Raw genomic sequence first — 22445 nt, 5'->3', positions numbered from 1 at the left:
CTGTCGAAACGAACGGGAGCAACAACACTAATCTAAAATCGCATTGATACCTAACTACTGTACCCGTGAAATAAGAATCGCAGCTTCAAAATGGAAAGAGCCGATGGCCTCGGCTCTTTGTTTTTCATCTTCTAACGGAGAAGTAAAAGATGGCTTCAGATTTCTCTTATCAGGTAATACAAATATTGCGTCGAAATCCGGATGGTTCGAAATCGACACAGGCGGAACGTAAGAAAACGCTTAGGTTGGTGGATAAACAACTACAAGAGATGCATGTAAAAAAGCTCCAAGTGCGAAACTTAGGTCGTCGTCATATCGACAAGCTCTTAAACCTGTGGCAATCGCAAGGCTTATCGGCAGGCACCATCAAAAACCGAATGTCTCACCTAAGATGGCTATCTGAAAAATTGGCAAGCACGGGCTTATACCCGCTAACAATGCATCTCTCGGTATTGAAAAGCGCCACTATGTCACAAACATCAATCGATCCCGTCACATATCAAATGAGCAGTTATCTAGGCTCAATAACCGCTATTTAGAAGCGAGTTTCAGATTACAAGCCGCTTTTGGTCTTCGCCGCGAAGAGTGCATGAAGATAATACTGCGCTTTTCAGATAAAGGTGATTACTTAGCTCTGAGTAAAACGAAAGGAGCTAGACCCCGAACTGTACCGATCAGAACCCAAGCACAGCGTGAGCTCATCGATTCGATAAAAAAGTGGGTGGGGGATGGCTCACTTATACCGAAAGAGGATACGTATAAAACTCAAAAAGGTAGATACGAACGAGCATGTATCAAGATGGGGCTAGAGAGTGCACATGGCCTGAGACATGCGTATGCGCACCAGCGATACCTTGAGTTGACGGGTAATAGTGCTCCTGCTGCGGGAGGACCTTCAACGAAAGGGTTGAGTGGTGCAGACAAGCAGCGTGACTATGAAGCCAGAATGTGTAGTGGTCAACTAAAATTGGCCACGGTTTTAGAGTTTTCCCAATATAATCGTTCTGATTCATTGGGAGTTAGACCACCGTTATACTGATGTGGTCTGAGTTGGCAGTAGTATCCGATAATGTAACGGGTAATCTCTTGTTGAGCCTCAGCGAAGCTACGATAACCCACAGTTGGCACCCATTCAGTCTTCAGACTTCTAAAGAAACGCTCCATCGGCGCATTATCCCAACAATTTCCTCGGCGAGATAAACTCTGTTTTATTTGAAAACGCCACAGCAATTGACGGTATTTACGGCTAGTATAATGACTGCCTTGATCGCTATGGAACATAACACCTTTAGGCTTACCACGTGACTCATAAGCTATCGAAAGAGCTTTGCCTGTTAGTTTAGAATCAGGTGATAGAGACATCGACCAGCCAATCACTTTTCGGGCAAAAAGATCGATAACAACGGCTAAATACATCCACCGATTACCTGTCCAAATATACGTCACATCACCAGCCCAGACCTCATTTGGGGCGGTAACCGCAAACTGACGACCTAAGTGATTTGGAACGTCAATATGTTCTTGTGAAGCTTTTCGGTAACGATGTTTTGGCACTTGGCAACTCACTAAACCAAGCGTTCTCATAAGTTTTGTTGCTCGGTATCGGCTCAGCTTTACACCCTGATTTGTGACTATATCTGCAATGGTTCTAGCTCCCGCAGAGCCATTGCTTGCAGCGTGAGCCTCACTGACCAAGCTGCGCAACTTTACTGTTTCAGCGTTAATTACCGTTGGGCGTTTAAGCCAATAGTGATAACTACTTCGATGAACATTGAAGACTTCGCATAATGTTTTTACGCTGTAGCTCTGCTTGAGTTTCTTGATTATCAAGAATTGTTCAGTGAGTCCGACATCAACAGAGCCGTGGCTTTTTTTAATATTTCATTATGCTCTTCAAGGCGAGCCAACTTCTTTTTTAATTCCCGAATTTCTATTTGCTCAGGGGTCATCGGTGAAGCTTTCGGTGTTTTTCCTTGGCGCTCTTCTCTAAGCTGGCGAACCCACTTATCCATCGTGGACTTGCCCACATTCATGGCTTGGGCTGCTTCAGTCACTGAGTAATTTTGGTCTAGGACTAACTGAGCTGCTTCTAACTTAAATTCAGCGCTAAATAGTCGTCTTGTACGTTTTGTCATAGTGTCACCTGTTAACTTATGAGGTGATGATATCACCTCTAACTAAGTGACCAAATTCACTATGCCACTACAATGATCATTAGCGAAGAGTTAGGGCATAGTCGAGAGGAAGTGACAGCGGTTTATCTAGGGCGTTGAATTAACGATTGAATCTCAACAACCGATCTTAAAAGTGTTCGAGGTTGGAACACTTTTTGTCGTTTTTCGGAGGAGAAAAATGTTCAAAGTCTGAACATTTTTAGCTGTTTATCCGTGTTGCTCTAACTTGTTCTTGCCCCAAAGTGCGTTAGCACTAACAGTTCAGGCTATTTCGCACGCTGATAACTGGCTTAAAAACTCTACGTGGTTGGGTTGCCAATTTTTTGTAATTTGTGACCATTGTGAGCCACAAAAATTGCTTGTATCGGGTAAGTGACTATGCTCATATCATCCTTCCGTATTTTGCGATAAAGTGTTGAAATTTAGTGAGACTTGCGCAGCGAAAGACTCATGAATTTCATTGTGCGCTTTATGGAGATGATAAATGAGTAATGATGTCAAACAACAGAGCAATCCATTTTCTACTGGAGGTGGTGGTGTTAACTTTGAAACTAGAGTTCAAGCTGCTTTTGCATTGTCATTACTAACAAAGTCTTGTGTTCCCTGCTTATCACAGGATATGAGGGCAAAAGAGTTAAAGTTTCAGAATAAATATGATGGCGTAAATACGGATGACTTTGTTTTAGTAGCGACTGATAAAGCAAGTAACCAAAGCCAGCTTTTTGCTCAGATTAAGCATGAAATCACTATAAGCGGGGCTGTTGATTCAATGTTCGCTGAAGTTATTCATAGTGCGTGGAATGATTTTAAAAGTACTGACTTTAATGTTGAAAATGATTCAATTGCATTAATAACAGGCCCGTTACCCAAACTTGAAGTCAATAATACTCTACCAATATTGGAATGGGCTAAGTATTCGTCAAACTCAGCAGAATTTATTAAAAAATCTAAAACGAAAGGCTTCACTAGTGAAGCAAAAGTTAACAAGCTTAATATATTCAGGTCACAATTAACCGCTGCCAATGGTGGGAGTTCTGTTACTGATGATGAATTATGGCGTTTCTTAAAAGCTTTTCAGTTAGTTTCATTCGACTTAGATGCAAAATACTCAGTAGTTGCAAATCTTTTGTGCTCTTTGATTGAATGTTACTCGGATGAGTCACCACCTCTTGTTTTGTCTAAATTAGTAACTTGTGCTCAAGAATTTAACCAGAATGCAGGAACTCTAACTCAAGATAATGCACCAGAAGAAGTTAAATTACTATTTAATTCGAGAGGTAAAGTAAATTTTGAAAATGATTTCTTAAAGCTTAAAGAGCGTGGTGAACATATATTTAATGGAATATCGAACACTATTAATGGTTTTCATATAGATAGAGCTGATCAGATAGCAGAAATATCTGAACTGTACGAGGAAAATGACTTTCTTTTTGTTACTGGTGCTAGAGGTGTTGGAAAGTCTGGAGTTGTTAAAGACTTTATCTCAACGAAAGGTAAAGACGTTCCTGTTTTCTATTTAAGAGCTGAAGACTTAGATAAAAACCACCTTAACGATGTATTTACATCTATCGGAATGAATTCTACGTTAGGTCAGATTGAAGGGTACTTCTCGTTACTTAAAGAAAAAATACTTGTTATTGAGTCTCTAGAAAAAGTTTTAGAGCTAAATTATCAAGATGCATTTATTGATTTACTTCAATACATAAAAAAACAAGCGGGTTGGACCATTATTGCAACAGGCCGTGATTATGCATATCAACAACTTACTTTTAATTATCTTCAACCAAGTGCTATCCAGTTTGACAGTGTTAATGTGGAAGGGCTTACTACGGATCAAGTTGCTCAAGTCAGTGAACATATTCCTGAGTTAACAGGGCTAATATCTAATGACTCGTTAACTGAATTGCTTAAAGTACCATTCTTTATCGAGATAGCAGTAAGAGCTATTGGTAATGGTGCGCAATTTAAATCTGGTGATACCGAAGTCGATTTTAGAAATACTGTCTGGGCAACAGTGATTTCAAAAGAGGCAGATAGAAAATCAGGAATGCCAGATAAGAGAAGAATAACTTTTATTAATATTGCAAAACAACGAGCAAAAAAGATGTTGTTTGGTATTAGAGCTAGTGAGTTTGATCCTGAAGTCATTGCTAAATTGGAAGAGGACCATTTAATCCACCGTGATCAGAAGTCTGCCACTATAAGTCCAATGCACGATGTATTAGAGGACTGGGCATTGGAAGAATACATTGAGAGCGAATACGTTGAAAATTCGCATGACTTAATTCAATTTTTATTAACGATTGGTAATGAACCTGCAATTAGTAGAGCCTTTCGGTTATGGCTATACAGAAAATTGAAATTTGATGATACAACCAATGAATTTGTTGAAGAAGTCTTGACTACTGATGGTATAGAAAGTTACTGGAAGGATGAAGCTATTGCAGCGATTATGCAACATGGTTCGCCAGAAGATTTTCTATATTCTCTTAAGTCTCAGCTTCTAAAGGACGATTGTGCGCTTTTGGTCCGCTTTTGCTTTATTCTCAGAATAGCCTGTCAAAGACCAAACTCACTATATAATAATTTATTGGTTAAAGATGAAAAATCAGGGATTTTGAAATCTTTGTTTTTACAGCCTTATGGTAACGGTTGGGAGGCATTGTTTAATTTTATCTATGAGGTTAAGCATGACTTGAGCAACACTATGCTTACTCAAGTTGTTGAGGTGATAAATGAATGGTGTGGACTCATTAATATATATGAGGAACTACCAAATGCATCACAAAAGGTTGGCTTGTTATGTTTATGGCTGCTTGAACCAGTTAAAGATTCTTATCGTGATGAGGGGCGAAGAAAGAAAATACTTAATGCCTTATTAAAGGTTTCGACAGCAATCAAAGATAAATTTGATGAATTAATGGCTCAGGATGTTTTCATCTCCAAGGTAAAGCCTAGAAGGTTAAGCTATGTTGATGAGCTGACTAGTTTAGCCCTAGTAGGAACTAATGTGCCTATGTTATGCAAGCGTGATCCTGACTTTATAGTTAAGCTTTCTTTGCATGAGTGGTTATTGCAAAAAACAGAAGAAGATGAGTTTGGCTATAGTTCTTATGGCCGAATTGATGTTGAAGAATCCTATGGATTAGATCGAGAGCGTGATTTTTTCCCCGCAAGTGGTTCTAAAGGGCCTTTTAAGTACCTACTGGAATCAAAACCTAGATTAGCGTTAGATTTTATTATTAAATTATGCAATTTAACTGCACAGAAGTATGCTGAATCTGAGTTTGGCGCTCCTTCTGCGGATGAACAAGAAAAGTACTTCTCTGATGAAACAGCTGCAACGCAAGTGGGTGTAATTCTCAATGATGGAACATTAATAAAGCAGTATGCCTCACCTCACCTTTGGAAAGGTTACCGAGGTCAGTCAACATTACCATATCTTCTTCAGTGTGCGCTTATGGCGTTAGAAAATTGGTTGGTTGAATATGTAGATACGTGTAGTGAAGACAATGAAATAGAATGGATATACGATTACTTGCTGAGAAAAAGTAACTCTGTAATGCCTACTTCTGTTTTATCTTCTGTGGCGACAGGTTTCCCTAATAAAGTAGGAAAAGCAGCATTTCCTTTACTGAAAACTCCTGATTTATACCATTTAGATTTAATTCGAATGACGCAAGAAATGGGGGGGAATGAATTACACTTTTTTAGCCATCAAAGAGATGTAATGACAAAAATTTACATCGAGGAAAGAAGAAAAGCCGCACTTAGACCTTGGAGAAAAGAGTCTTTAGAAACCTTACTAACAAGGTTTCAATTCGTAAGTGAGTTAAGAGATGATGCTTTAAAAATTGTTGATGAATTGACAGGTGAAGCGATTGCTCGTAATGAAAAAAAACTTCGGTATATGGTACACCGAGTTGATACAAGGACTTGGGAAGCTGTTGAAGATAAAGATAATGATCGAATATTGCTTCAAAGCTCGTCTGAGCTTCCTGCAGATTTAAAGCAAGATCAACAAGAGTTTAACGAACAGTATGCAATTGATAACACTGTAACTAGTTTGAAATTATGGGGCCGAAAATTATTCGAAGAGAAGTTGCTCGAAGAAAAATATTTCTCTTCATATCAAGATGCATTAATAGCCGCAAAAGAATCACTCAATTCCCTCCAAAAAGGTGAAATTCACAACTTTGCCGATATGGCGGTTGGTGCAATCACAACTGTTGCTGCTGTTTGTGTTAGAGATGACCTTTTGAACTTAAGTGATGGAGATAAAGAGTGGTGTCTAGGAGTTATCCTAGAGTCCATATTTATGCACGCAGATAATATGAATGGAACAACAGCCCATGATAAGACTGATTATTATGGCTCTGGAGCGTGTGCATTTGTTTTACCTAAATTATTTGATTTAGAGCTAGATTCAGAACAAGAAGAGCATTTGAAGTTTGCTTTGGCAACAGCATTAACCCATGAGAACCTTAATGTTAGTGCTTATGCTGCTAAGGGGGTAAGGGAATTTCTTTGGTCAAGAGACGCTGAATTAGCATCCAGTTGTATAGCTGGAATAGTTGAGTATTCCAGATTACGAAGAGAAGATAGTGTGGTACGTAGGTTTTATCATCTACAAGGTGATGAGTTGCAAGCAGCTATCGAAAATTGGAATGCCCTTATAACAAAATTTCGCAATGAATTAGTTGATGGAAAATTTAAGCTTTCGGTTAACGACATTTCTTTGGAAAGTCATTGTTCATGGTTTCTTCATTTACCAATGTTAATGGTTCCATATTGTACTACGGATGATGTTCAGATTCAGTTAGTTAACAGGTTAGTGAATTTTGTATTTGATACTGAATATCAAAATCATCGTTCAAGTGGTTATGAAAAAATAAATCATGACATTAAAAAACAGATGCAAGATTGTCTTTCTGAGCATGTTATTTACTCAAGAAATAATAATTTTATGCCCTTTAAAGAGTTATTGGTCTTAGGGTGTTCAAAAGCCCCCAGCTTTATTTACTCTATAACACTCTCATATAATGTAGTAGTGGAAAAAGAAGATGATTACTACGCAGTCTGGGCACTTTGGAGTTTGTTAGCGCCAGAGGCACATAAGATAGCCATGAATGATGTCAATGACCGTTATGTAGGGTTACAGAATGATTTAAATCAGCTATTACGTGGACTAATGTATGCGGATAGTCCTTGGCAAGGCCATCCTAATGAAGAGCGTGACATGAAGGCTGGGGCACACTATTTATTGGAATTTGCCAATCAATCTGCTGGCAATAGCCACGTTTTTGAAGCTTTAGCGTCTTTAATATATCACTTTCATAGTGTGTTCTTTGATAAAGGTATTCATCTTCTAGCTTCAAAGTTCACTGTGAACTCGGAACTTATAGGTAAGCAAATTAATACGGCTTATTACTTAGAAATGTCGATAGGACGATATCTTCAAATAGAAAATAGAGGTGTATTAAATAAGAAAATGTATAACTCATGCCTTGAGCTACTTAATGGGATTGTAGAAACTGGTTCTGCAAGGGCTTATTATCTACGAGAGCACATGATTAGATCGAGAAAAATACGTGTTTAGTTATACTAAATTTTACTTGCTCAGACTTTATCTTACAGTCATCAAGTGCGTCTTGGTGGCTGTACTTGAGCCCGAATATTTACAATGTAGGTCTTCGATATTTTTCTCATCTAACTTAGCAGTTATAGGACAAAAGTCCTAACTCATTTTCGTCCAAAAATGAGTTAGCCCCTCAGGTCAATTTAATAGATAAGCAGCTGCGAATGAGCGCTTTACTCGTGGCTGCCTTCTTCTTTGACTTCATCTAAATCCATCTCTGTCTCAACCGGCTCCGCCAACTCATCCGCATGCGCAGTATGAGCATCTAATCCTTCGAGTAGCTCTTGCTCGGTCAAAGTCATCTTTTTCATTTCTGTAGCCTCACCAGTAAGCGATTTAATAGGAAGTATATCACTGATGGGGGATTGAATCGGACACCGTTTAGAGAGTCTTGGAGGCAGTTTCAGATATGTTCTAGAGTAAAGAATAAAGTAGGGGAAGCAGGGCAGTGATTTGAGTCGTGGTGAAAATGGGTCTAAGATAGTTGAGAGAGAAACTACTGTATAAGTCCACTATTCGTCCACACTTAATTCACCCAAGAATGATGTGGTTATAGTGGGTTCAGGTAAAGTGGCGAAGTTTCAGTAAGTTGAAGAGAATTGAGAGCGTTTTTGAGGGCTCAAAAACGGTGAAACCCCGATGTTGGTAGCATCGGGGTTTCGAATTTCTAGACTTCTCGGTTGGTAATTCCGATTATCTTATATGCAAAAGGTTGGATTTTATCCGAATAATTCCTGGTAGGAATTAGATACGGATGAAGTCCATGTGCTCAACTTTTGGCTTGAACGCGTGACGTTGAACGTCTTGTGGCTTAACTTTAACTTCAGCGCCGTCAATTACTAGAACGATACCTTCGTAGAACTCAGGCTTGTCCATTTGGTTGATAACGTCATCGTGCTTAAGAACGATAGATACTGGCGCAGCTTCACCACCGTAAACGATAGCAGGGAATTTACCAGCGTGACGTAGGCGGCGGCTCGCACCTTTACCTAGTTCAGTACGTACTACTGCTTCAAATTTCATAGTATGACTCTCTAAAAATACAAATTGATTTATACGTCCGCAATGCGACCTCGCGGACATTGAACGCTCAAGAGAAATTGGTAGTAACTCCATAAGCGAGCGCGGATACTAACATTCTCTCTCTTTTGCCGCAACTCAAAATCCTTTAATCCCTTTGTTTTAAGGCGATGCACTATCAATTGGTTAAGTCTAAAGCACTGTCTGTATAACGCTCTGATAATAGAAATCTTGCCTATGAGTAAAATGCTGCCTGAAAGTAGGCAAAACCTTGCTTGATTTTAGCGGTTCATGCGCTGGATATCAGCAATAAGCACAAGTTGTTTGTTGGCGCTATCTTTGCAACATCGCGTAGATTCACTAAATGGTCTCGTGAGTTGCGAGCAAAGAAAGGAAGCGTTATGCCAACACTGCATTACCGGATAAAAATTGAAGGGCTAGACGATGATTCGCTGGTAGTTCGACAGTTTTCAGGTACTGAGTCGTTATCTTCGACGCGTTTAGAATCTGGCCAAGAGTGCTGTGGTTATCGTTTCAACATTGATTTAGCCAGCCGACGTCATACTCTTCAACAAGATGATGTTGTTGATCAAAATGTACAGCTCGAGCTGTATCGTAATAATGTTCGCGAGCGAGTTGTACATGGCGTGGTAAGAAGCTTTACCAAAGGCGATACTGGCCATCATCATACCTTTTACTCGATTGTTCTTGTTCCCGCTCTTGAGCGTTTGTCGTTACGACATAATAGCCGCATATTCCAATCGCAGACGGTGCCAGAAATCGTCTCTATTCTTTTGCAAGAGATGGGAATTTCAGATTACGGCTTTGCACTAAAGAAAGAGTATGCAACTCGAGAATACTGTGTGCAGTACCGAGAGACAGATTTGGCGTTTATTCATCGTCTGTTGGCCGAAGAGGGCATCACGTACTACTTCCAGCATGAAGATAACAAGCATAATGTTGTTTTTTGTGATGCCACTGAGTGTCTAATCGAGTATCAGACACCGATTCCTTATAATGCAGTTTCTGGTGGCTCTGCAGATATTGCGCATGTTTTTGGCTTGGCAGAAACCAAACGTGTACAGGTAAGTCACGTTCAAACCGGCGACTACAGTTTTAAAAAGCCAGTTTATCGTTTTTTACAAGATCAACAAGCATCGCAAGCTGAATATCAAAACAGTCACCTTTACGAGCACTTTGATTTTCCTGGACGTTACAAACAAGAGTCAGTCGGCGCTGCGATTAGTCGTACTCGCTTAGAATATTTACGCAGGATGGCGCATTCAGCGGTTGCTCAGAGTAACCATTTACAAATGCAAGCCGGGCTCAAGTTTCAACTTGAAGATCAATTAGAAAACTTTTCTACTAACCTGTGGCAAGTGATTAATCTTGTCGTGACCGGAACCCAACCTCAAGCTCTTGAAGAAGAGGGGGGTAATGGTGCCACAACGTACCAAAATGAACTTATTTTGATTCCAGCCAATACTGTTTGGCAAGCAGAGCCGCAAGCGAAACCTAAAGTCGATGGTGCTTGTGTTGCCCTGGTCGTTGGCCCAGAAGCTGAAGAAATCTATTGTGATGAATATGGGCGAGTGAAGCTACATTTCCCTTGGGATCGTTACTCAAATGGCGACGAGTATAGTTCTTGCTGGGTAAGGGTTTCTCAAGGTTGGGCGGGTTCTCAGTATGGAATGGTTGCGTTGCCAAGAGTGGGGCAAGAGGTCATCGTCTCTTTCTTAAATGGCGATCCAGATCAGCCGATTGTTACTGGCCGAACTTACAATGCAACCAACGCCTTGCCTTATCCGTTGCCAGACAACAAGAGCAAAACGGTGATTCGAACTGAGTCACACCAAGGAAATGGTTTTAATGAACTGAGCTTTGAAGATCAAGCCAACCAAGAGCAAATCTACTTGCATGCACAAAAAGATTTTCAAGCTGAAGTTCTCAATGACGCAAAAACCCATATCCGCAATGACCTCCATGTTCAAATTGATAATGATCAGTTTGACTCAATCACTAACAACTATCATGCAGCGACACAAGCTGAATCAAGGCTGACCGTTGTAGGCTCAAACACGGAAATAGTCGAGAGTAACCTTGAGCAAAAAATTGGCACCTTATTCGCAGCCGAGGCGGGGCGCGAAATTTCATTCAAGAGTGGCGCCAAAATCGTTGTAGAGGCTGGGGCTGAAATTACCCTCAAGGCCGGTGGCAGTTTCGTCAAAGTTGATGGCGGTGGTGTTCATTTAGTTGGTCCTGCGATCAATCTAAACTCTGGAGGCAGTGCAGGTTCAGGCAGCGTCTATAGTGGCAGCGAGCCAATACTACCGATTGATGTAGAGTCGCCGCCAGTTCCTGAAGTTGCAAAAACCATCCGTTACCAATCTCTTTTACAAGCTGAAGAGTCAAGTATTCCGGCGGTGAAAATGTGCCCATTAGCAGGTGATGTTTGATGTTAGCCGCTTATTTACCGAGGAGTGACAGTAACGCCTATTGGTTAGTCGATAGCAAAGCGCATCGTCTTGCTGTGAAAGCGCTTGGTTTCGGGTTTGATGAGGCGGTACCACTCTTCTTTGGAGAGAGTTTTGCGCCAGCGATGGACTTATCACCTTGGTTGATCCCCGTAACCGAACAAGTCACGTCATTGGATGATGTTGTATTGGATCTAGGTATCCTATTACGCAGTGAAAGGCCAGTTGATGAGGTGATTGATCACCTACGCAGCCTTTTAATCGCATCGTTAGACGGTGAAGAAGTCATGTTTCGCTATTACGATAAAAAGGTCCTTCTCGCGATGCTTCAAGCCATGGATGAAAGTGAACGTTATGCATTTATGGGCAATATCGACACTATGATACTCGCAGAGCAAGAAGTTCATGAGTTTAAAAATAACGCGAGTATGCCTTTTGAGCTCAATGTGGACGTTTGGTGGCGTCTATTGCCGCATCATATGGATGCGCTCTACGACGTTCAAAACCATGCGAAAATTCTTGAAAGACGTTTGTGGGAACTGATACCCAATGCGTTAGCGCAATTCGACAGTCCATCCAATGTGATCATTCATGCGCTTGAAAGTGCTATTGAACGCAACTATGAAAAGTCGCAGCTAGAGTCGTGCGTGATCATTGAAGTGGCTAAACAAGCGAATCTACACCTTTCAGAACTATCAATGCCCCTTCGTTTAACATTTGATGAGCTTAAAGCATTACAAAGCATTAAGGAGACTTGGTCGTGAGTAGTGAAACAGGAACCAGTCCTTACTGCTATCCGTGTGAAAACAGTAATCACTGGATTGAAATCCTTGTTCGGGATGAGTTCAATCAGCCCTTTTCAGGCGTGAGTGGCGTTTTAATTGACGGCGCTGGTAATGAATTTTCAATATCATTAGGTGAAGCTCCAATTTTATTGGAAGAGCTCGCACCGGGTGTTGCCACTCTTAAGTTAGACAGTCAATCTTGGTTGATTGAAGCCCAAGGTGACAAGCGCACACCGAATTCAGAAGCCAATCCGACAAAAGAGTTCGCCAGTGAATATCAGGGACATCAAGATTCTACACCAAAATACGTCGAGATAACCGCCGGAGATGTAACCGAACTTGCGGAAGGGGAAGTTCTGCCTTCTCGCCATCAAAAAGGTAAAGCAGACAGCTTAAAGTTGGTAGTAGATAATAGTTATGTACTGCAAGTACGCGGCTTTAACTTTATTACTCTTCGTGTAGGGATGTTCTTTGATGGGACAGGTAACAATACTTACAGTGCTCAGTGGGGCAAAAAGCAGTTAGAGAAGTATCAATCTAAGTGGCGTCAAATATACGATGCAGATTGTCAATTGATCTCAGAAAGGTCTGACTACGAGAAAAATAATATACCAATTACGGAGTTGTCTGAGGAATGCTTCAAATACCCTGAGGAAGAAAACTTCTTGGTCAAATTATTTTCTGAGAGTGATGATGAAGTAGAAACTGTTGAGGGTAGTGCGACCAATGAGCTAACTAATATTCAAAAGCTTTTTGATTTATATAAGAAAAACGTATTTTCTGAAGATGGTGACGTTTATCATCACGCGGTATATGTTACGGGTATTGGTACTGGCAATAACATAGCAGTAGCTCCTGCAGATGAGTCACTATTCGGACAGGGAACAGGTATCGGGGATTACGGTGTTGAAGCAAAAGTAATAACAGCTATCAATAGCCTTACAAGTACGCTGAAAAAAGAAGTTTTTCCTAACTTTCCAGAAGATCTCGATGGACTCGGAAAAATAGATATTGATGTTTTTGGATTTAGTCGAGGAGCTGCAGCGGCAAGGCACTTCATTAATATGCTGTTGGATGGTAAAGGGAGTGAGTTCTCTACCAGTTTTGAAAAAGCAGTTGAAGAAGCGGGCTTCATCCTATCAAAGTCGTTTGATTGGGCTGAGAGGGATGTTGACAAAGCGAGCTGCATAGTTCGGTTTGCAGGGCTTTTTGATACTGTCGCCTCTATAGTCCATTTAGTGTCATTGGATGCTGAAAACTTGCTTGATTTGGATTTTTCTACTCATAAAGACAGTGGGGATGTTCGCTTGTGGCTCGATCCTTCTCGAGTGATGAAAGCCGTCCATTTAACTGCAGATCCTACGTTAGAGTGCCGTGATAATTTCAGTTTAAACCATCTCAATGAACATGCTAATTTTTCAGAACTCGTTCTTCCTGGTGCACATTCTGATATCGGTGGGGGTTATCAGTCAGTACACACCTACAAAAATAGTAATTTCTTGTTACCCGAATTGGAAATGAAGCGCATCAAACGAATAAGTCGTGCTTATTCATCTGACTGGGAAAAAAAGAGGGCTGAAAATTACATTACTGAGAACCTTCAAGACTTTGTGGAAATCGATCAAAGAACTGGTTGGAAAAAAGAAGACTACTATATTCCAGATTTTGTATATAGAAAGGTTAACTCCTCTAAAAATATCGTGACGGGTAGCGCATACATAAAGCGAAGAGTAAGAGGTGAATTGTCGCGCCTATATTTGCGACTGATGTATGGTTTGGCCAGCTTTAACGAAGTTCCATTTGAAGATGAAAGTAAGTATGTTTGGACTGACAACCCCTATTATACAGTTCTTGATATTGAGGGGAACTCAGGATTTAAAGAGTTAAATGAACAGATACTGGAACTAGCTATGCAAGGTAAATGCGACGATATTGAAAGGCTGTTATCGAATGAAGAGAGAAGGAATGAGTTTATGTATCTAAACTTAGTTCATCATTCGTGTGATGACAGTTTCGCCTTTAAACCTTTGTATGATAAAGAAAATAATGCGTATAGACGAGCGAGCTATAACGTTACGCAAGAGGATTAGAATGAATACCAATGGTTTGTTGCTGAGTGTGATGCTTGCATTTGTCTCATCCTGCTCAGGCAAGGCTTATTCTGCGCCAGATAGACAGTGGTCTATCAGGGTGGCGATGCCATCTTTTTACCCTGTAAGTATAAGTCAAGCGTATGGGATTAATGGTGACCAAGACTGGACTTCACCAATACACAATATGCTTAGCACTATGAGCACAAGCAGGCTTTCGTCGGTCCGTAAACGGATACCTAATTATGATGGATATGGCATCCCTATAGATACCTTTACTAGTGTGTGGGGAAGGCAAGTTTCTGGCACGAATCAGTTACCTGATACAATAATAATAAATTGGGTATCTCTAACTAATACAAAGTTCTACTTGACGAAGTTTGATTTATCTGAAGAGATAAAAAGGATAATGTCCTCAAAAGTTTCATATGCCCGTCCAAATGGAACAATAGAAAACTTGTGTTTTAGAACTGAAGTTGTTTTTGGGCTTTTACCTGACGGGCGCGCTAAGGTATTTGTAAAAGGATGTGGAGAACTCATCTACATCGCAGAGCTAGAGCCAGAGCGAGTTATGGATCATGATAGCCATGGCTTCGGTGCCGACGACTACAAAAAACGTTCATACCTAAAACGAATACAAAAAAGAGCCGAAGAAGCTGGTGTGTCGATAGACCCAATTCCATGGGACAAAGTGAACAAAGTGTACTCCAGCGACAAAATTACACAGTTAAACTGATATACATTCTTCTAGTGTTTACCAAGTTTCCCGAAAGTGGTGATAGTGCAAAAATTAATGTCTAGCGTGTTAATGATGTTGCCGATGGCCTCTTGTGCATTTACAAAAGTACCGAGTGTTCCTGAAGATATGCCTAAATGGCGTATTGGATATGCTATGTCTTCGTTGTATCCGGCAAAAATAACCGAAGCTTATGGAGTGAATGAGGAAAAGGATTGGACATCGTTTGTTCACAACGATATGCACTTTCTGACTAGAACTGGGTTTAGCAATATAAAAAGGATTGAGCCTGAATATGATGGGCTTGGTTTGGTGTTAGGAACTCCAGTTACAGTAAAGAGGCAGATTGGAGGCACGAGAGAACTGCCAGATAGTATTTATATTTATTGGGCATCCATTAGTAATGCTAGGTTTTTTGCTACTCGGTATGATTTATCAGAACAAGTAAAACAACAGATGGCACTGAAAAAGAAATTTATAACTTTGGATGGTGCCGAACTAGATTGTTATGATAAAGACATTATTTTCGGGTTTTTACCCAATGGGCATACCAAGGTTTGGTTAGATGGTTGTGGTGAGTACAAATATCTTACTGAATTATCTCCTGATACAGAGCAGGACGCAGACACATTCGGCAATGATGCTTTAATCTATAAAGCAAATTATAGTCAGATAATTGCTAAAAGAGCGAAACAGGCTGGTGTGTCGATAGATCCCATCCCTTGGGACAAAGTGAACAAAGTGTACTCCAGTGACAAAGTTAAGTAGGTCAACTGGTGCGAGTAATCCTATATTTTCCCAAGTTTCTCGTGAGTAGTGATAGTGCAAAAATTAATGTCTAGCGTGTTAATGATGTTGCCGATGGCCTCTTATGCGTTTGCTCAAGTCCCGAGTGTTCCTGAAGATATGCCTAAATGGCGTATTGGTTATGCTATGTCTTCGTTGTATCCGGCAAAAATAACCGAAGCTTATGGAGTGAATGAGGAAATGGATTGGACCTCATTTGTTCACAATGACATGCATTTTACGACTAGGACCAAGTTAGCAAGTCTTCGAAAACACATCCCAGAATACAATGGATTTGGGTTAGTGCTTGGCTCTCCGGTAACAGAGAAGAGGCAAGTAGCAGGAACTCAATCTTTGCCTGACACTGTTTATATTTATTGGGCTTCAATTACAAACCAACGCTTTTTCACCACTAAGTGGCAACTGACGCCAGAAGTGAAAAAGGTTATGAGTACTAGAGAACAGTACACCAGATGGGACGGTGTGGTGAGAGATTGCTATCGTACCGACATGATTTTTGGCTTCTTACCCAATGGAAACACCAAAATATGGCTATATGGTTGTGGTGAATACAAATACATCACTGAGATAGCGGCGGATGCAGAACTTGAAGCTGATACTTTTGGCAATAATGCCGATATCTATAAAGCTAACTACAGTGACATGATTGCCGAGAGAGCCAAACAAGCGGGTGTGTCGATAGACCCTATCCCATGGGAAAAGGTAAACACAGTCTATTCAAGAACAGAAATTACACCGTTAAACTAGATAGCGAAGGCTAGGTACTTACTGAGTTGTCCGAGAGAATTAATGATGCATAAATTAATGCCTAGCCCATTGGTGTTGCTGCTAGCCTCTTGTGCATTTGTCAAAACTCCGAGTGTTCCTGAAGATATGCCTAAATGGCGTATTGGATATGCAATGTCTTCGTTGTATCCGGCAAAAATAACCGAAGCTTATGGAGTGAATGAGGAAAAGGATTGGACATCGTTTGTTCACAACGATATGCATTTTCTGACTAGAACTGAGTTGAGCAGTATAAAAAAGGACTTGCCTGATTATGATGGGTTTAGCCTTGTGTTAGGAGCTCCAGTTACAGTAAAGAGGCAGGTTGGAGGCACGAGAGAACTGCCAGATAGTATTTATATTTATTGGGCATCCATTAGTAATGCTAGATTTTTTGCTACTCGGTATGATTTATCTGAAGAAGTAAAACAACAGATGGCACTTAAAAAGAAATTTATAACTTGGGATGGTGCCGAACTAGATTGTTATGATAAAGACATTATTTTCGGGTTTTTACCCAATGGGCATACCAAGGTTTGGTTAGATGGCTGTGGTGAGTACAAATATCTTACTGAATTATCTCCAGATGCCGAGCTTGATGCTGATACTTTTGGCAATAACGCTGAAATTTATAAAGCGAACTACAGCGATAGAATTGCTGAAAGAGCTAAACAAGCTGGTGTGTCGATAGATCCCATCCCTTGGGACAAAGTCAATAAAGTCTACTCAGACATCAACTAGTTAAGTTCATTTAGTTAATCAGAGTCTCGGCAGTGCTTTTCGTGGTTAGGCGGAAAGCTTCAATGATAGAGTGACTTTTAGTCCACCTAAGTGACTCGTAGAAAGCGACAGCTTACCACGGTAACTATGAGCCATTTCGCTGACAATATTGAGGCCAAGACCGCTGCCGGGTGTTGTTTCATCTAACCTGACACCGCGCTGCGTGACTTGATTAACATCCTCGTTAGGAATTCCCGGTCCATCATCTTCAATAATAATATTAATGTCGCCGATTTCACCGGGCTCGGAGTAAACACGAATAATCGTATTCGACCACTTGTAGGCGTTCTCAAGTAGGTTGCCGACCATTTCATCTAGGTCGGTTTGCTCTACAGCGACATCGATTTCAGAATCTAACTCGTTAACCAAAGTGATTTGACGGTTCGCATAGAGCTTGTCAAATGCCATCGAAATTGCATCGACCCTTGATGCTACGTTGCTACGCACGGAAAGAATATTCTTCGATCCTGCCATGCGGGCTCGGCCAAGATGATAATCAATCTGGCTTTGAATTTGTTCGACAGAAGGCAGTAAGTGCTGTTGAGTGTTAGAGTCCAAGTTATTGATTTCGTTTTTGAGTACCGAAAGGGGCGTTTTTAATGCATGGGATAAGTTACCACCATGATGCCGAGCGCGTTCGAGTAACTCTTGATAATGGAACAGTAGCGCATTGAGATCAGAGACGACGGGCGAGACTTCTTTCGGATAGTCTTGGTCAAGGCGTGTTTTATCTCCGCTGCGCAGTTGAGCCAACTCTTTTTGCATTTTGGTCAATGGACTCAGCGACCACTGAACTTGCAACATGATGACGAGAAGTACGCCAAAATAGAGTAGCCCAAGAATGACCCACAACTGACTCATAAGGTCGCGCACCGTATCTTTAATCGGTTGCTCATCGATACCAATTAGTACTTGAATTGGCCCTTTGTAATCGGGGTAATAGAGATTCGTTTTGACGAAAATTAGTGGCTCACCGCGCGCGCCGAGCATCTCTTTACCGTTACGTTCAGACACCATGGTTTTATCCCACAATGAGCGCGAACGCAGTAAATCAGAGTCAGTCTGAGCAGACCAATAAAGCCCGCTGTAAGGTCGATTAAAACGCGGATCAGAAAGCGCATTAGCCAGTGTGATATTGCCGGTTTCATCCGCCTCAATCGACGCGGATATTTCGTCTATAAATAGATTTAATTGTCCTTTAGTGTCATCGACCATGTAGTTGAGTACTTGGTTCGGAACACTGATTCCAGCAGCAAAAACCATCGCGGTTAGCCACACAATGGCAGCCAGTACTAAGCGACTTTTAAGGCTCAGGCGCTTGAGAGTTGGACGTATTTTATTCGGCATTCAATTGATACCCTAAACCGCGGACAGTCTTTATTACTTTAGGGGCGATTTTTTTTCGGATTCGGCCAATGAAGACTTCAATTGTATTTGAGTCACGATCGAAATCTTGTTTATAGATATGCTCGACGAGCTCAGTGCGTGAAATGACTTTTTCTGGGTTATGCATAAAATAAGCAACAACTTTATATTCCAAGGCGGTTAAGCTTACCGTTTGTCCTTGCCACATTACTTTTGACGTACGAGTATCTAGGCTCAAGTTGCCGACTTGTAGAATAGGTGAAGCACTGCCTGAAGCGCGGCGCAGTTGAGCACGAATACGAGCGGTGAGTTCGACCATCTCAAATGGCTTGGTAAGGTAGTCATCGGCGCCGGCATTGAGGCCTTCAACGCGCTGAGTCAAGGTGTCACGGGCGCTCAAAATAATCACTGGGGTATTGATGTTTTCATCGCGAATGCCATTTAATACGGTTAAACCATCCAGTTTTGGTAACCCAAGATCTAATACAATCGCGTCCCACTCTTCAGATGTCGCGCGGTATAAAGCATCAATGCCGTCTTGGGCAAGTTCTGGCACCCAGCCCGTCTGTTCCAGTGACTCAATAATTTGTTGGCCTAAACGTGGGTCATCTTCAACAACAAGAATTTTCATAAGCGTTAGTCTTCTGTATTTTTAAGTGCTTGTCTGATGTTTCTGCCTTTAATTTGCAGCATTTCCAACGTCTGGGCGTTGTATTCAACTTTCAGAATGTTGTTATTGTGGTTTAGTTTTAGCTCGTAAATCCACATATCATCATCCTCTTCAAGTTCAACCTGAATAATTCGACCATGCAAGTCGCGCTCAACCACGGCGTACATTTCAGAAAATGGCTGAATATAGCCTTTTTTTACGGCGTCGTAGACTTCGTCTTGGTCCTCATCGAATTCAATACGAGTGCCCGGTTTGTGGACGTCTTGAACTAATGCATGGCCATCATAGTCGTCGTGATCTTTTGCTATCGTAGGCCAAGCGAACAGTGTACATACCATCAAGACTATAAAATGTGTAATTGGACGTTTAGACACAATGGTACCCCTTTAAAGTTTCTCAATATGAGTATATGGACTCAAATATGAACGCCAAGTGAATTATCGATTACTGGGTTAACTCATCGGCGAAGATTTTGTCGCGCATTTTCCAAAATCGGCCAGATTTTCTGGCAATAACAAATTGTGGCGGTCGAAAGCGGTGTTGATTGTTCACCACTTTAGTTGGTGAAGCGTCTTCAAATGGGCGGTGTTTGTCAGCAAGATGAGGACGAACAAACTGATCTTTAAAGCGCTGTTTCTGATTTTTAGTTGTGAGTGACCAAAATTCGCTGACTTTAGCCTGATTTTCGCCGATATAACATACCTTAAGACTACTTTTTCCCTTGTCATCTCTATGCACGGTTAAATCCATCTCGATGCACTCGAAAACCAAGGCATCTTTTAGATTTAATGCCTCTTTAAGCTTTTTGTCAGGGTCGACTAAGGTTGCGTCACATTCATGACATATACGCGCGGCAATGTCATTGTCTGCGCCACATTCACCGCAGTATTTGGCGCGAAAACGGTAGTTGCAATGCTCACGCTCTCCCGTTTCATCGTCTTCGAGAAAGCCCTGACATTTACGACCAAAGTGTTCGATAAGAAAACCGTTGCTATCAAGCTTGCCCCAAAAGTTATTATTGAACCCGCAAGCAGGGCAGGGAATGGTAATGATTTCGCTATCAGAATCGGGTTTGGGATCGCCAACTTCAGGCTGATAAAGATCGTAACTGTTACCCGCATAATCAAGCACTAAACACTCTTTTTTTCCGGGAGATAACCGTAATCCACGTCCAACAATTTGCTGATAGAGGCTAATTGATTCGGTTGGGCGTAAAATGGCAATGAGATCAACGTGGGGGGCGTCAAACCCAGTCGTCAGTACTGAGACGTTAACCAGAAACTTAATCTGACGCTGTTTGAATTGGTCAATAATGCTATCGCGTTCGGGTGTCGGGGTATCACCGATAACAATGGCTGTTTGGCCGCTGGGTAAAAGCTGATAAATCTCTTGAGCGTGCCTGACGGTAGCGGCAAAAATCATCACACCTTGTTTCTCTTTAGCCATGGTAATGATCTGCTCAACAATTTGCGGGGTGGCTCGCTTGGCCTTGTCGATCACCATGTCGAGTTCTGCCTCTTTGTAGCGTCCTGTGCTTGCAGGTTTAAGCTGCGAGAAATCGTAACTTAACACGGGAGCATCCATCATTTTCGCGGGCGTCAGGAACTGTTCGTCAAGCAGGTAACGAATCGGCAGTTCAAAAATGCAATCTTTAAAAAATCGAGGTTCTTCACTACGCACTAAGCCGCGTGTGTGGTATTGGTAAATCCATCCCATGCCTAAGCGATAAGGGGTGGCCGTTAAACCGAGTACTTTGATGCCAGGGTTCTGTTCGCTGAGATGCTGAATGACTTTCTGGTAACTGGTGTTTTTGTCATCGGGAACGCGGTGGCACTCATCAATCACCAGCAATGAGAATTGATTTTTGAACTGATCAAGGTTACGAACGACCGATTGAACCGAGGCAAAGACCACTTGTTGATCGGTCTCTTTGCGGCCAAGTCCAGCCGAGAAAATGGCCCCTTTAAGATCATACCCTTCGTATTTTGCGTGGTTTTGTTCCACCAATTCTTTGACGTGGGCGAGAACAAGCACGCGTCCTTTGGCTAGCCGGGCGAGTTCTGCAATCACTAAGCTTTTGCCCGCTCCGGTAGGAAGCACCAATACCGCAGGTGTCGAGTGTTTACGAAAGTAATGGATGACAGCTTTGACAGAGTCAGCTTGGTATGGGCGAAGTGTATACATAAATTGTGTGAAATAGCTCAACTATTTGGTCCAGTCGCACTATAATACCTCACCTAAGAAAGATGAGGTATTCATGCGTTTAGATAAATATCTATGCGACGCACTTGGTGCGACGCGAAAAGAAGCAACAAAAATCCTTAAAAGTGGTGAAGTCACGGTGAACGACGTCGTGCAAAAAAGTGGGGCGTTCAAAGTGACCGATGACTGCTGCGTAGAGTGGCAGGGCAGAGAAATTCACAAACTGGGTCCGCGCTATATCATGTTATTTAAACCAGATGGTTTTGTGTGCTCGCATGAAGATGGCTTCAATCAAACGGCATTTATGTTGCTAGATGAAGTAAAAATGGACGAACTTCACTTTGCTGGCCGATTAGACGTTGATACCACAGGTTTGGTTTTAATTACCGATGATGGTCAATGGTCACACCGTATTACATCGCCAAAACACAAGTGTGAGAAAACCTACCGTGTTTGGCTTGTTGACCCGATATTAGATGATTACGTCGAAAAATGTGCCGAAGGCATTCAACTGCGGAGCGAAAAAGATCTGACGCTTCCTGCCAAGCTTGAGATTGTGGATCGTGAAGATAACCAAGTATTACTGACCATTACCGAAGGTAAGTACCATCAAGTGAAGCGTATGTTCGCGGCATTGGGCAATAAGGTCGAGCATTTACACCGAGAGCGAATTGGTGCTATCGAATTATGTGATTCTCTAGAGCCTGGTGAATATCGCTACCTCACTCAAGATGAAATCGACTCTGTTTGGAAATAATTCTAGGTTTAGGAAATGGTTTATTTCCAAATAGGAACTAGTCTTTTTGCTTTAAATGTTTGAGGATAGAACGCTCAAATATCTTTTTTTAGGTGTCGATCGTCATGTGACTTCGCGATGAAGATACACGGCACCGCGATTCCATTCTGTTTGGTTGTAGCAAGGAGGCTGCACCTAATCCA

16 protein-coding genes and 1 pseudogene are annotated in these 22445 nt (G+C 41.5%); 10 read left to right on the top strand and 7 right to left on the bottom strand.

Going from position 1 to position 22445, the window contains the following annotated elements:
* Positions 1 to 149: 149 nt before the first annotated feature.
* Positions 150 to 1039: pseudogene (locus tag ViNHUV68_RS08025) on the top strand (phage integrase N-terminal domain-containing protein).
* Here ViNHUV68_RS08025 and ViNHUV68_RS08020 read toward each other — a convergent pair.
* Positions 958 to 2135, bottom strand: a protein-coding gene (locus ViNHUV68_RS08020; protein ID WP_391087173.1) for an IS3 family transposase whose coding sequence is annotated in 2 segments (ribosomal slippage) — positions 958 to 1877 and positions 1877 to 2135 — 1179 coding nt in all. Because the reading frame shifts where the segments join, the coding sequence is not laid out codon by codon here. The pseudogene ViNHUV68_RS08025 and the gene ViNHUV68_RS08020 sit on opposite strands and share 82 nt — an antisense overlap.
* A gap of 523 nt (positions 2136 to 2658) precedes the next feature.
* Between ViNHUV68_RS08020 and ViNHUV68_RS08015 the strand changes: the two genes are divergently transcribed.
* Positions 2659 to 7773: a hypothetical protein gene (locus ViNHUV68_RS08015; RefSeq protein WP_391087170.1), complete on the top strand. Its 5115-nt coding sequence runs from the start codon at positions 2659 to 2661 to the stop codon at positions 7771 to 7773.
* Positions 7774 to 7985: 212 nt separating this feature from the next.
* Here the strand turns inward: ViNHUV68_RS08015 and ViNHUV68_RS08010 are convergent, their stop codons facing one another.
* A complete protein-coding gene (locus ViNHUV68_RS08010) occupies positions 7986 to 8123 on the bottom strand; it encodes a hypothetical protein (RefSeq protein ID WP_391087167.1) in 138 nt (45 codons plus the stop codon).
* A 433-nt stretch (positions 8124 to 8556) separates the two neighbouring features.
* Entirely contained in the window at positions 8557 to 8835 is a 279-nt protein-coding gene (gene rplY / locus ViNHUV68_RS08005) for a 50S ribosomal protein L25 (protein WP_038174579.1), read from the bottom strand.
* A gap of 398 nt (positions 8836 to 9233) precedes the next feature.
* Here rplY and ViNHUV68_RS08000 point away from each other — a divergent pair, with 398 nt between their 5' ends.
* From ViNHUV68_RS08000 to ViNHUV68_RS07970, 7 genes are all read left to right on the top strand, one after another.
* Entirely contained in the window at positions 9234 to 11288 is a 2055-nt protein-coding gene (locus ViNHUV68_RS08000; RefSeq protein ID WP_391087164.1) for a type VI secretion system tip protein TssI/VgrG, read from the top strand.
* Positions 11288 to 12070 carry a DUF4123 domain-containing protein gene (locus ViNHUV68_RS07995; RefSeq protein ID WP_391087162.1) on the top strand — a complete coding sequence of 261 codons (783 nt, stop codon included), beginning with the start codon at positions 11288 to 11290 and terminating at the stop codon, positions 12068 to 12070. The genes ViNHUV68_RS08000 and ViNHUV68_RS07995 overlap by 1 nt, the downstream gene beginning before the upstream one ends.
* Positions 12067 to 14181, top strand: a complete 2115-nt coding sequence (locus ViNHUV68_RS07990; RefSeq protein ID WP_391087159.1) for a phospholipase effector Tle1 domain-containing protein — start codon at positions 12067 to 12069, stop codon at positions 14179 to 14181. The genes ViNHUV68_RS07995 and ViNHUV68_RS07990 overlap by 4 nt, the downstream gene beginning before the upstream one ends.
* Position 14182: 1 nt before the next feature.
* Complete coding sequence (locus tag ViNHUV68_RS07985) at positions 14183 to 14917, top strand: DUF2931 family protein (RefSeq protein WP_391087157.1); 735 nt, start codon at positions 14183 to 14185, stop codon at positions 14915 to 14917.
* Positions 14918 to 14962: 45 nt separating this feature from the next.
* Positions 14963 to 15685, top strand: coding sequence for a DUF2931 family protein (locus ViNHUV68_RS07980; RefSeq protein ID WP_391087154.1), 723 nt, complete (start codon positions 14963 to 14965; stop codon positions 15683 to 15685).
* Positions 15686 to 15751: 66 nt separating this feature from the next.
* Complete coding sequence (locus ViNHUV68_RS07975; RefSeq protein ID WP_391087151.1) at positions 15752 to 16471, top strand: DUF2931 family protein; 720 nt, start codon at positions 15752 to 15754, stop codon at positions 16469 to 16471.
* Between the two features lie 42 nt (positions 16472 to 16513).
* Positions 16514 to 17230: a DUF2931 family protein gene (locus ViNHUV68_RS07970; protein ID WP_391087149.1), complete on the top strand. Its 717-nt coding sequence runs from the start codon at positions 16514 to 16516 to the stop codon at positions 17228 to 17230.
* A gap of 45 nt (positions 17231 to 17275) precedes the next feature.
* On the opposite strand, the gene ViNHUV68_RS07965 is transcribed toward ViNHUV68_RS07970, so the two are convergent.
* From ViNHUV68_RS07965 to ViNHUV68_RS07950, 4 genes are all read right to left on the bottom strand, one after another.
* Entirely contained in the window at positions 17276 to 18616 is a 1341-nt protein-coding gene (locus ViNHUV68_RS07965; RefSeq protein ID WP_391087146.1) for an ATP-binding protein, read from the bottom strand.
* Entirely contained in the window at positions 18606 to 19265 is a 660-nt protein-coding gene (locus ViNHUV68_RS07960) for a response regulator (protein WP_391087143.1), read from the bottom strand. Before ViNHUV68_RS07960 ends, ViNHUV68_RS07965 begins: the two co-directional genes overlap by 11 nt.
* 5 nt (positions 19266 to 19270) lie before the next feature.
* Positions 19271 to 19642, bottom strand: coding sequence for a PepSY domain-containing protein (locus ViNHUV68_RS07955; RefSeq protein ID WP_100752410.1), 372 nt, complete (start codon positions 19640 to 19642; stop codon positions 19271 to 19273).
* Between the two features lie 106 nt (positions 19643 to 19748).
* Positions 19749 to 21488 carry a DEAD/DEAH box helicase family protein gene (locus tag ViNHUV68_RS07950; protein WP_391090295.1) on the bottom strand — a complete coding sequence of 580 codons (1740 nt, stop codon included), beginning with the start codon at positions 21486 to 21488 and terminating at the stop codon, positions 19749 to 19751.
* 73 nt (positions 21489 to 21561) lie between these two features.
* Between ViNHUV68_RS07950 and rsuA the strand changes: the two genes are divergently transcribed.
* A complete protein-coding gene (gene rsuA / locus ViNHUV68_RS07945) occupies positions 21562 to 22263 on the top strand; it encodes a 16S rRNA pseudouridine(516) synthase RsuA (protein WP_391087141.1) in 702 nt (233 codons plus the stop codon).
* Positions 22264 to 22445: the final 182 nt, after the last annotated feature.

The sequence above is a fragment of the Vibrio sp. NH-UV-68 genome, from assembly GCF_042940635.1.
Lineage (GTDB): Bacteria > Pseudomonadota > Gammaproteobacteria > Enterobacterales > Vibrionaceae > Vibrio > Vibrio pacinii.
This window is presented reverse-complemented; position numbering and strand designations above follow the sequence as displayed.

What these genes read in the sequence shown, in the direction of transcription:
- ViNHUV68_RS08015 (WP_391087170.1), top strand. Translation starts at nt 2,659, where the DNA reads ATGAGTAATGATGTCAAACAACAGAGCAATCCATTTTCTACTGGAGGT.
- ViNHUV68_RS08010 (WP_391087167.1), bottom strand. Translation starts at nt 8,123, where the DNA reads ATGAAAAAGATGACTTTGACCGAGCAAGAGCTACTCGAAGGATTAGAT.
- rplY (WP_038174579.1), bottom strand. Translation starts at nt 8,835, where the DNA reads ATGAAATTTGAAGCAGTAGTACGTACTGAACTAGGTAAAGGTGCGAGC.
- ViNHUV68_RS08000 (WP_391087164.1), top strand. Translation starts at nt 9,234, where the DNA reads ATGCCAACACTGCATTACCGGATAAAAATTGAAGGGCTAGACGATGAT.
- ViNHUV68_RS07995 (WP_391087162.1), top strand. Translation starts at nt 11,288, where the DNA reads ATGTTAGCCGCTTATTTACCGAGGAGTGACAGTAACGCCTATTGGTTA.
- ViNHUV68_RS07985 (WP_391087157.1), top strand. Translation starts at nt 14,183, where the DNA reads ATGAATACCAATGGTTTGTTGCTGAGTGTGATGCTTGCATTTGTCTCA.
- ViNHUV68_RS07975 (WP_391087151.1), top strand. Translation starts at nt 15,752, where the DNA reads ATGTCTAGCGTGTTAATGATGTTGCCGATGGCCTCTTATGCGTTTGCT.
- ViNHUV68_RS07970 (WP_391087149.1), top strand. Translation starts at nt 16,514, where the DNA reads ATGATGCATAAATTAATGCCTAGCCCATTGGTGTTGCTGCTAGCCTCT.
- ViNHUV68_RS07965 (WP_391087146.1), bottom strand. Translation starts at nt 18,616, where the DNA reads ATGCCGAATAAAATACGTCCAACTCTCAAGCGCCTGAGCCTTAAAAGT.
- ViNHUV68_RS07960 (WP_391087143.1), bottom strand. Translation starts at nt 19,265, where the DNA reads ATGAAAATTCTTGTTGTTGAAGATGACCCACGTTTAGGCCAACAAATT.
- ViNHUV68_RS07955 (WP_100752410.1), bottom strand. Translation starts at nt 19,642, where the DNA reads ATGGTATGTACACTGTTCGCTTGGCCTACGATAGCAAAAGATCACGAC.
- ViNHUV68_RS07950 (WP_391090295.1), bottom strand. Translation starts at nt 21,488, where the DNA reads ATGTATACACTTCGCCCATACCAAGCTGACTCTGTCAAAGCTGTCATC.
- rsuA (WP_391087141.1), top strand. Translation starts at nt 21,562, where the DNA reads ATGCGTTTAGATAAATATCTATGCGACGCACTTGGTGCGACGCGAAAA.